Source organism: Corynebacterium sp. NML180780 (genome assembly GCF_007786415.1).
GTDB lineage: Bacteria > Actinomycetota > Actinomycetes > Mycobacteriales > Mycobacteriaceae > Corynebacterium > Corynebacterium gottingense.
Window position 1 is genome coordinate 69,858 of record NZ_VNKN01000015.1, and the last position, 9,488, is coordinate 79,345.

Genomic DNA, 9,488 nt, shown 5'->3' on the forward strand with positions numbered 1-9,488 from the left:
GTTAGGCCTCGACGAAGCCCTCGCCAATGCGCCACTGCTGCTCGTGTGCGAGCGACACGGTGGCGTCCGGGTCCTCGACGTCGGACACGCGGTAGTAGAGCATGTCGACGTAGTCGTGGTGGATGCTGGCGACCCCGTACCCGTGACCGTCAAAATCGATGTGCTTGACCCACGGGTTGTTGTCACGAATGACCTTTTCTACCAGCAGCGAGGTGGAGTTGTCCTCCTCGTGGTAGGTGCCAAACGCGCTGGTGAGAATCTCGTCCACGTTGGGCGCCGAGATGGAGGTGGTGACCATCTCGCAGCCGATCTCGCCGTAGGTCGAGGAGATGGAGTTCGCCCACTCGGAGTGGATGTCGCCGGTGAGGAACAAGACATTGCTCTCCTGCTCATCCAGCATCGTAAGCAGGCGGTTGCGCTCGGCGGCGTAGCCGTCCCACTGGTCCGAGTTGACCGCGATACCGGTGGAGCGCTCCTTAATGAACCCGACGGCTTCATTCGCCTTGTCGTTGTCCGCGATGGTGACAAAGCGCATCGGGGAAATCATCACCGAGTTGCCCAGCACGTCCCAGCGAGCGTTGGATTCCTGCAGCTGCTCGGCAAGCCAATTAAATTGCTCGCTGCCCAGCATCGTGCGATCCGGATCGTCGAAGTGGTCGCTGCCGGACTCCTCGTCGCGGTAGGTGCGCAGGTCCATCATGGTCAGCTGCGCAAGCTTGCCAAAGTTGAAGCGGCGGTAGATGCGGCGCTCGCCCGACAAGGATTCCGCGCGGACCGGAAGCCACTCAAAATAGGCCTGCATCGCGGCGTCGCGGCGCTCGTCAAACTGCCCTTCCACGCGGCCGTCCGTGTGGTTCTCCGCGCCTTCGCGCCAGTTGTTGTTGGCCACCTCGTGGTCATCCCACACCACGATCCACGGGCAGGCCGCGTGCGCCGCCTGCAGGTTGAGGTCCGTACGGTAGCGCCCGTAGCGCTGGCGGTAGTCCTCCAGCGTGGTGATCTCCCACTCCGGGTGGTGCATACGGGCGACACCGCTCTTGCCCGCGTACTCGCCCGTGGGGTACTCGTAGATGTAGTCGCCCAAGAAGACCACGTGGTCGATCTCGCCACTGCGTCCGCGCTCGGCCATGTCCGCATACGCCCGGAAGTACCCGGATTCCCAGTTGGCACAGGAGGCGATGGCCAGGTTGAGCTGATCCAGGTCCGCGTCCTCCTTCGGCGCCGTCAGCGCGCGCCCGACCGGAGAGACCGCTCCCTCATGCTCGCCGCTTTTCACGACAAAGCGGTAGAAGTACTCCGTCTCCGGCTTCAGTCCGGTCGGGTCCACGTGCACGGTGTGGTCCGAGGACGCCACCGCCATGACGGAGCCCGTCTTCGGCTTCTTGAAGTCCTCCGAGGTGTCCAGCTGCCACTCCAGCTCCACGTCTTCGCCCAGCCCAGAACCCGGTAGCGCCTCGCGCGACGGGGTGACGCGCGTCCAGAGCACGACCCGGTCCGGCAGCGGGTCACCGGACGCGACACCGTGCAGGAACGGCAGGCCCCACTGGTCCGCAGTGGTGGGTGTTTCCGGGGTGGAGACGGTACCGGTGCGGGCGGCGTACGCCCCGGTGGCCCCCACAGCAGCGGCGGCAGCGGACGCTGCGGCCGCCTGCAGGACGACGCGACGATTCACACGAAACTCTGAGCTCATGACCGCTACTTTTACCCAACGCTCACGCCTCCGCAAGACGAACAGCGCAAAGTAAGTTACTGTTCACTTAAATTTCAGCTTTCCGCTGCTTTGCACGTAACCGCCTGTTCAGAATCTTCAGATTAAGTAAAGGACCATGGCCTTCATACGTACCCCTCACCGTTCCCCCGCCCGCCGCGGCGCACTCGCAGCCGCACTTGCAGTGTCCCTCTTCGCCGCTCCCGTCGCAGTGCCCACGGCGCACGCCGCGACCAATGCGGTCGACCGCGTCGCCCTCGGTATCGGCGCTGACGAGACCCAGGCGAACGTCGCTTGGCAGTCCGCGCGACTCGGCGAGCAGTACCTCGAGTACTGGAAAAGCGACGATCCGTCGTCGAAGCAGAGCGTGACGTCGGAAAAGGGCCCCCGCGAGGCGCTGATGACCAACCTCGAGCCGGAGACTGAGTACACCTACCGCATTGGCAGCGACAAGATCGGTTGGACCGATGAGGCGACCTTCACCACCGGCGAGGAGTCGGATTCCTGGAACTTCCTCGCGTTCGCAGACGCGCAGATCGGTGTGGACACCAAGATCGATGAGCAGGCCGCCGCCTGGGACAAGGCAGTCACTACCGCCACCTCTGAGCACCCGGATTCCGCATTCATCATGCATCTGGGCGACCAGATCGAGGGCTGGGGTGCGCCGAACCAGCAGATGAAGGCGTTCCTGGCTCCGGAGAAGCTCAAGGAGTACCGCCTCGCCGTGCTGCGCGGCAACCACGAGACCTACGCCCCGGCCAGCATCTTCGACGACGGCTTCTACCTCCCCAACGAGGACGCCGATACCACCGACTACTTCTTCACCTACAACAACGTGCTGTTCATCGGCCTGGACGGCAACCGCAGCTCCAGCGAAGACATTCAGAAGCACGCGGAGTTTGTAAAGAAGACCATCGCCGAGCAGGGCAAGGACGCGGACTGGGTGATCGCCGGCATTCACCAGGCGCCATTCTCCCAGGGCACCCACTACACCGACAATGACGTCGTGCGTATGCGCAACGAGCTCACCCCAGAGCTGTCCAGCGCCGGCGTGGACCTCGTCCTCAGCGGCCACGACCACATCTACACCCGCACCCACCTCATGAACGGCGCCGACCCCGTCGTCCCTGAAAGCGCGGCGAAGGCGGGGGACGTACTCATCCCGGACGAGAACCAGGTCCTCTACGTCACCTCCACCACCGCGACCGGTGGCAAGTACTACGACTTCCAGGACGAGAACAAGGAGAAGCACCCGCGCATCCGCGAGGAGCGCGCGACGGACCTTGTGCACAAGTCCACGGCCCGCTGGCGCCAGGACTACAACCCGGACTACACCAGCATCGATGTCTCCCCGGAGTCCCTGAAGCTGACCACTTACAACATCAATACCCCGTACACGGTCGATCAAGTCACGCTGCAGAAGAAGGACGCGGCGAAGCCGGAGGAGACCACCACCCCGGCCAAGCCGTCCGAGGCCACGACCTCCGCGACCTCCGCGCAGGCGACGCCGACCACGGGCAAGACCAGCCCGGCCGAGACGACGACGGCAACGACCACCGTGCGGCAGGAGCCGAAGACCAGCGTGGTCACCACCACCGTGGAAAAGCCGGTCACCACGACGCAGACGGTGGACAAGACCACCGAGGTCCCGACCACGATCACCAAGGGCTCCCCGGCCCCGACCACGGTGACTACTGCGGTCCCGACGACCGTGCGCGAGGAGGTGGAGAAAACCACCACCAAGCTGGTGCCCACCACCATCACGCGCACGGAGGAGGTGTCCTCCACCGCGAAAGAAACCGTCAAGGAGACGGTAGAGAAAACCGTCGCCACCACCGCACACGCCACGGTGACCACCACCGCCGAGCCCACTGAGAAGCCGGACCAGCACCCAAGCGAGAAGCCGGACCAGCAGCCAAGCGAGAAGCCGAGCGACGACACCGAAGGCGCATCGAGCGGCAGCAGCGTCGCCGGCGCCGTCCTGCTCGCGCTCGGTCTGTTCGCTTCCCTGCTCGCCGTCATCGCCGGCATCTTCGCCCACCAGTACCCCGACCTGGTGCAGCAGATCCGCAACTACTTCAACATCTAGCTCAACGGCCATTGCCGCTTTGCGCCGCCGCCTGCCTCCACGAGGGGCCAGGGGCGGCGCATTGTGTATGAAGCGCCCGGAATCGGCGACGTCCAGGCAGGGGTGTGTGAATCCGGAGCCGCCCCGACGGTGCCCAGTTGACGAGAACCCCGTGACGAAGACGCTGGAAAAACTCCGTGATCTCGTCAACCTGACTTCGTCAAACAGTCCAAACTGCACCCCGCCGGCACGCCGGGCCAGTTACGGCCCACACGACAAAAGCGCATTAGTGTGTTCGCGCTGCGAAGTACCCGGGTCCTTGCTACGGTATTGGTCGTTAAAAATGGCCGAGTGCGAGGAACGATTGACATGCGCATGACTGCGAAAACCACCCTGACCGCCCTGTTTGCCACGGGATCCGTGGCGGCGCTGCTGGTTGGCTGCTCCGAACCTTCCGCTGAGGATTCCACCGAGAACGGGTCCACGGCCGCGGCCGATGGCGGCGAGACCACGATCACCGTGTACACCTCCGAGCCGGAAGAGAAGGTGGACGAGATCAACCAGGCCTTTGAGAAGGCCAACCCGGACGTGAACGTGGAGGTCTACCGCGCTGGCACCGGCGACCTCACCGCGCGCCTTGAGGCGGAGAAGACCGCGGGCAGCATCGAGGCCGACATCTTCTGGGCCGCCGACGCGCCGACCTTTGAGACGTACAAGGAGGCGGGCGACCTGGCTGAGCTGAAGGACGTGGACACCTCCAAGGTGATCGAGGAGGCGCAGGACGCCGACAACATGTACGTGGGTACCCGCATCATCCCGACGGTGATTGCCTACAACACCGGCGTGTACGACCAGGGCAACGCGCCCGCCTCCTGGCAGGCGCTGACCGACCCGGAGTATCAGGGCAAGATCGTCATGCCGGACCCATCCGTGTCTGGCGCCGCCGCGTACAACGCGACCGTGTGGAAGGGCAACGAGGCGCTGGGCGACGAGTGGATCACCAAGCTGGGCGCAAACCAGCCGATGATTGCCAAGTCCAACGGCCCGACCTCGCAGGAGATCGCGGGCGGCGGCCACCCGGTGGGCGTTGTGGTGGACTACCTGGTGCGCGACCTGGCGGATGCGGGGTCCCCGATCGCGACGTCCTACCCGGAGGAGGGTGCGCCGTTTATCACCGAGCCCATCGCCGTGTTCAAGGACTCCGATGCGCAAGACGCTGCGCAGCGCTACATCAACTTCGTGCTCTCTGAGGAGGGCCAGAAGCTGGCGGTGGAGCAGAACTACCTGCCGGTGATTGATTCGGTGGGCACACCTGGCGACGCACCGAGCCTCAAGGACATCCCGCTGATGGAGGCCGACCTCGAGTCGGTGACCAACGACCGCGAGGACGCGGTCTCGTTCTTCCAGAACGCGGTGAAGTAGCCCGACTATTACCGTGCCCACTACCACCTCTCGCCGTATCACCGGCGTCGGCCTCGCGCGCCTCGGCGTGTGGCTGGTCGTCGCCGCGCTGTTTCTCACCCCGCTCGCGCTCGTCGTGTCGCTCGCGCTCGGCGGTAACCAGATTCCGCTCCTGCTGGAGCAAGGCCTTGGAAAGGCGACGCTGAACTCGGCGGTGACCACGTTGGCGTCGTCAGCCTTTGCGGTGCTTCTCGGCGGGGCAGTGGCGCTGCTGCTCGAGCGAACGGACGTGTACGGCAAAGGCGCGCTGCGGATCCTGCTGTTGTCGCCGCTGCTCGTCCCGCCGTTTGTTGGTGCGATTTCTTGGCTGCAGCTGTTTGGCAACAACCAGGGCCTCAACGCTGTGTTCGGCCGCGAGATCTGGAACCTCTACGGAGCGGACGGCGTGATCTTCCTCATGACGCTGCACTCCTACCCGCTGGTGTACGTCATCGTCGCGGCGGCGCTGCGCTCCATCCCCGCCGACTTGGAGCTCGCCGCGCGGATCAGTGGCGCCGGCAACGCCCGCGTGCTGCGGACGGTCACGCTGCCGCTGCTCGGCCCCGCGTTCCTCAGCGCGTTTACGCTGACCGCGGTGTCGAACCTGGCCGACTTTGGAATCCCGTCGATCTTGGGCTCGCCTGTCCGCTTCGAAACGCTGGCCACCATGGTCTACCGCATGATGGAGTCAGGCATCGTGGCCAACCCGCTGCAGGTGGTCTCCACCATCGGCACGGTGCTGCTTGTCCTCGGGATCGTGGCGGTGGTCGCGGACTACGTCGTCTCCGCCCGGGCCGCGAACACCACCCACACTGGCGCGTCGATGCCGCTGCCGCTGGGGAAGTCGCGGGCGGCGGTGTCCGTCGTCGCCTGGATCGTCGCGCTGGCGCTCACCCTCGGGCCGCTCATCGGCCTGACGTACCGCGCGCTGCTTCCCGCACCGGGCGTGCCATTTACGCTGGAAAACATCTCGCTGTCGAACTTCCAGTCCACCCTGGAGAACCCGCGTGTCATCGAGGGCTTCACCAATTCGGTCACCCTCGCGCTAGGTGCTGCGCTGCTGTGCGGCCTGCTTGGTTGGGCAGTCGGGTTGTTGGTCACCCGCACACGGGCGCGCTCGAACACCGCCCTGACGCTGATCGTGCTGCTCCCGACGGCGCTGCCCGGGCTGATCATCGGCGTCGGATGGGTCATCTACGGCCGCTACACCGACCTGTACAACACCCGGTGGGTGATCCTCCTGGCGTACGTGTGCGCGTTCACCGCGCTCGTGCTGCAGGCAGTGCGTGCCCCGCTGGCGTCCATGCCAGCCGCGGTGGAGGAGGCGGCGCGCATCTCCGGTGCTGGCCGGCTCCGCGCCATGCTTGATACGACCGGCCGCATGGCCATCCCCGCGGTCGTCTCCGGCGCGGTGCTGGTTGCGGTCACCGCGGTGCGGGAACTCACCGTCTCCATTCTGCTCATCGCGCCCGGCACGACCACGATCGGTGTGCAGCTGTTTAACCTGCAGCAATCCGGCAACTACAACCAGGCGTCCGCGTTGGCGCTCATGTTCGCCGTCATTGGCATCGTCGCGCTCGCCCTGACCATCCGCAACCCAGAAAGGAGCGCCAAGTGAGCGAAATCCAGCTTGAGCACTTGACAGTGGCGTTTCCCGACGGCACCGTCGGCCTCAACAACCTCGACGCGACCGTGCAGAGCGGCGAGTTCCTCGCGCTCGTCGGCCCCTCCGGCTCGGGGAAGACGACGCTGCTGCGCACCCTCGCCGGCTTCCTCAGCCCCACCTCCGGCACGATCCGCATCGGTGGCCGCGACGTGTCCGCCGTGCCGCCGGAGCACCGCAACATGGGCATGGTCTTCCAGCAGCACGCGGTCTGGCCGCACATGACGGTGGAGGCCAACGTGGCCTACCCCCTCAAGCAGGCCAAGGTGCCCGCGTCGCAGCGCCGCAGCAGGGTCGAAGAGGTGCTCGAGCTCGTCGGCCTGGCGGGGTACGGCGCGCGCAAACCGGACTCGCTGTCGGGCGGCCAGCGCCAGCGCGTCGCCCTCGCCCGTGCCATCGTCGCGCGACCGAGCGTTTTGCTTCTCGACGAAGCCCTGTCCGCCCTCGACGAACCCCTCCGCGACGGCCTGCGGCGCGAGCTCGTGGCGCTGACACGCACGCACAACCTCACCACCGTCCACGTCACCCACGACCGGAAGGAAGCGCTGGCGATCGCCGACCGCATCGCGGTCCTTCGCGACGGCGTCATCGAACAGATCGCTGCCCCGGCGGACCTGCTCGCGCGGCCGGCGTCGGCGTGGGTGGCGTCGTTTATGGGCGACGCCACCGTGCTGCCAGGGCGGATCAATGGGGGACGGGTGGTCGTCGATAGCCTTCCCGAGCTGTCCTGGCCCGCCGAGCTCTCGGGCACCGCCGCGGCGGACGGCACCGAAGTCGAGGTGGCGGTCCGGCCATCCATGGTCCACCTCGACGGCGCCGGGCACGACGGCGCGACAGCGACGGCGATGACGATGATCGTGACATCCGCGCTCTACGAGCGCGACGGCTACTCGGTCTCGCTGCGCGCGGGTGACCACGAGTTCCGCGCCTTCGCCCCCGGCAGCGCACGCCCGGAGATCGACACCGCCGCAGTGGTCCGCATCGACCCACCACTGGTCTTCGCGTCAACGCCAAAGGAGCAGGAGTGAGCCAGCGCGGCAGCGTCGCCGAGGTATTCGGCGTCTTCCTCAAACTCGGCTGCACCTCCTTCGGCGGCCCGTGGCGCACCTCGGTTACTTCCGCGACGAGTTTGTCGAGCGCCGGAAGTGGCTCACGGATCCCGAGTACGCCGATCTCGTCGCGCTCTGCCAGTTCCTCCCCGGTCCCGCCTCCAGCCAGGTCGGCATGGCGCTCGGCCTCCGCCGGGCCGGGTACCTGGGCATGGCGGCGGCGTGGGCGGCCTTCACGTTGCCGTCGGCAATCGCCCTGGTGTGCTTCGCCCTGGGGCTCGCCACGCTTGACGACGCCACCCACACCGGCTGGCTCACCGGGATGAAAGCCGCCGCCGTGGCCGTGGTTGCGCACGCGGTGATTGGGATGGCGGGTTCGCTGGTGACAGACGCGTCGCGCGCGCTGATTGCGGTGTCCGCGATGGTGCTGGTCTTACTCGTGCCGAGCCCCTGGGTCCAGGTGGCCGCGATCCTCGTCGGCGCGGCGGCCGGGTTCGGTTTGCTGCGCGGGGACGGCGGCACGGCCGATGCTGCGTCGCGCGACCGCGCCGTGTACCAGCAGTCCAAAGGCGTGGGCGTGACGTGCCTGGCGCTGTTCGCCGGGCTGCTGGTCGCGCTGCCGTTGATTGCTCGAGGCGGCGACGTCGGCCTCGGCATCGTGGATACCTTCTACCGCGCTGGCGCCCTCGTCTTCGGCGGCGGGCACGTGGTGCTGCCGCTGCTGGAACAGGCCGTGGTGCCGAACGGGCTCGTGGGCGAGGACGTCTTCCTCGCCGGCTACGGTGCCGCGCAGGCGGTGCCCGGGCCGCTGTTCACGTTTGCCTCGTTCCTCGGCGCGAGCGCACACGGCATCCACTGGGCGCTGGGTGCTGTCCTGGCCACGGTGGCGATCTTTTTGCCCGCTGCGCTCCTCGTGGCGGGGGCGATGCCGTTTTGGGACCAGCTGCGTGCCCACCCGGCAAGCCGCAGCGTGCTCGCCGGCGCGAACGCCGCGGTAGTGGGAATCCTGGCGGCGGCGCTGTACACGCCGGTGTTTACTTCGGGGATCGGAGGGCCCGCGACGATGGCGCTCGCCGCGGTCGCCTTCGTTGCGTTGCGGTCGTGGAAGACCCCCGCGTGGGCCGTTGTGATCGGCGCGGCGCTAGTCGGGTTTATCGCCTTGTGATCCGCGCGAGAACCTGGTCATGAGCTGGCGATTTGCTAAGTGGTAGGGTCTGCCTTTATTGTTTACAAAGTCGCAAGGACAGCGAACGAGCCCCGTTCGTCTAGTGGCCTAGGACGTCGCCCTCTCACGGCGGTAACACGGGTTCAAATCCCGTACGGGGTACAACGTAGCCGGACCGGTTTTCACCACAGCGTGGAAGCCGGTCCGGCTTTTGTGGGTTAAGGGTCAAAATGTGTGTCTGGCTCGGCGTGTCGCGGGGGTTAGATTTGGGTTAAGCGACAAAATGTGTGCTTTTCTCGGCGTGTCGACTTAAGCGACAAAATGTGTGCTTTTTTGGGGGTGGGATGGGTGGTTTTTGGGTGTGTTGTGCTGGGGTTATGTTCGTCCTGCCCAGC

5 protein-coding genes, 1 tRNA gene and 1 pseudogene are annotated in these 9,488 nt (G+C 66.2%); 6 read left to right on the top strand and 1 reads right to left on the bottom strand.

Annotated elements, in window-relative coordinates; genetic code table 11:
- Position 1: 1 nt before the first annotated feature.
- Entirely contained in the window at positions 2-1,690 is a 1,689-nt protein-coding gene (locus tag FPP74_RS10595) for an alkaline phosphatase (protein ID WP_095554675.1), read from the bottom strand.
- 136 nt (positions 1,691-1,826) lie between these two features.
- Here FPP74_RS10595 and FPP74_RS10600 point away from each other — a divergent pair, with 136 nt between their 5' ends.
- From FPP74_RS10600 to FPP74_RS10625, 6 genes and pseudogenes are all read left to right on the top strand, one after another.
- The gene (locus tag FPP74_RS10600) at positions 1,827-3,797 is read left to right on the top strand and encodes a metallophosphoesterase (RefSeq protein ID WP_144718421.1); all 1,971 of its coding nucleotides are present in this window, start codon (positions 1,827-1,829) and stop codon (positions 3,795-3,797) included.
- A gap of 342 nt (positions 3,798-4,139) precedes the next feature.
- A complete protein-coding gene (locus FPP74_RS10605; RefSeq protein WP_370511807.1) occupies positions 4,140-5,198 on the top strand; it encodes an ABC transporter substrate-binding protein in 1,059 nt (352 codons plus the stop codon).
- Positions 5,199-5,211: 13 nt separating this feature from the next.
- Positions 5,212-6,834 (top strand): iron ABC transporter permease, encoded by a 1,623-nt coding sequence (locus FPP74_RS10610; protein ID WP_095553045.1) that lies wholly within the window; start codon positions 5,212-5,214, stop codon positions 6,832-6,834.
- Positions 6,831-7,907 (top strand): ABC transporter ATP-binding protein, encoded by a 1,077-nt coding sequence (locus tag FPP74_RS10615; protein ID WP_144718423.1) that lies wholly within the window; start codon positions 6,831-6,833, stop codon positions 7,905-7,907. Before FPP74_RS10610 ends, FPP74_RS10615 begins: the two co-directional genes overlap by 4 nt.
- Positions 7,904-9,093, top strand: a pseudogene (chrA, locus tag FPP74_RS10620) (chromate efflux transporter). Before FPP74_RS10615 ends, chrA begins: the two are co-directional and overlap by 4 nt.
- Before the next feature lie 89 nt (positions 9,094-9,182).
- A tRNA-Glu gene (locus FPP74_RS10625) sits at positions 9,183-9,255 on the top strand.
- Positions 9,256-9,488: the final 233 nt, after the last annotated feature.

Bases quoted from the DNA above. Each gene is read 5' to 3' on its own strand.
- FPP74_RS10595 (WP_095554675.1), bottom strand. From the start codon at position 1,690: ATGAGCTCAGAGTTTCGTGTGAATCGTCGCGTCGTCCTGCAGGCGGCC.
- FPP74_RS10600 (WP_144718421.1), top strand. From the start codon at position 1,827: ATGGCCTTCATACGTACCCCTCACCGTTCCCCCGCCCGCCGCGGCGCA.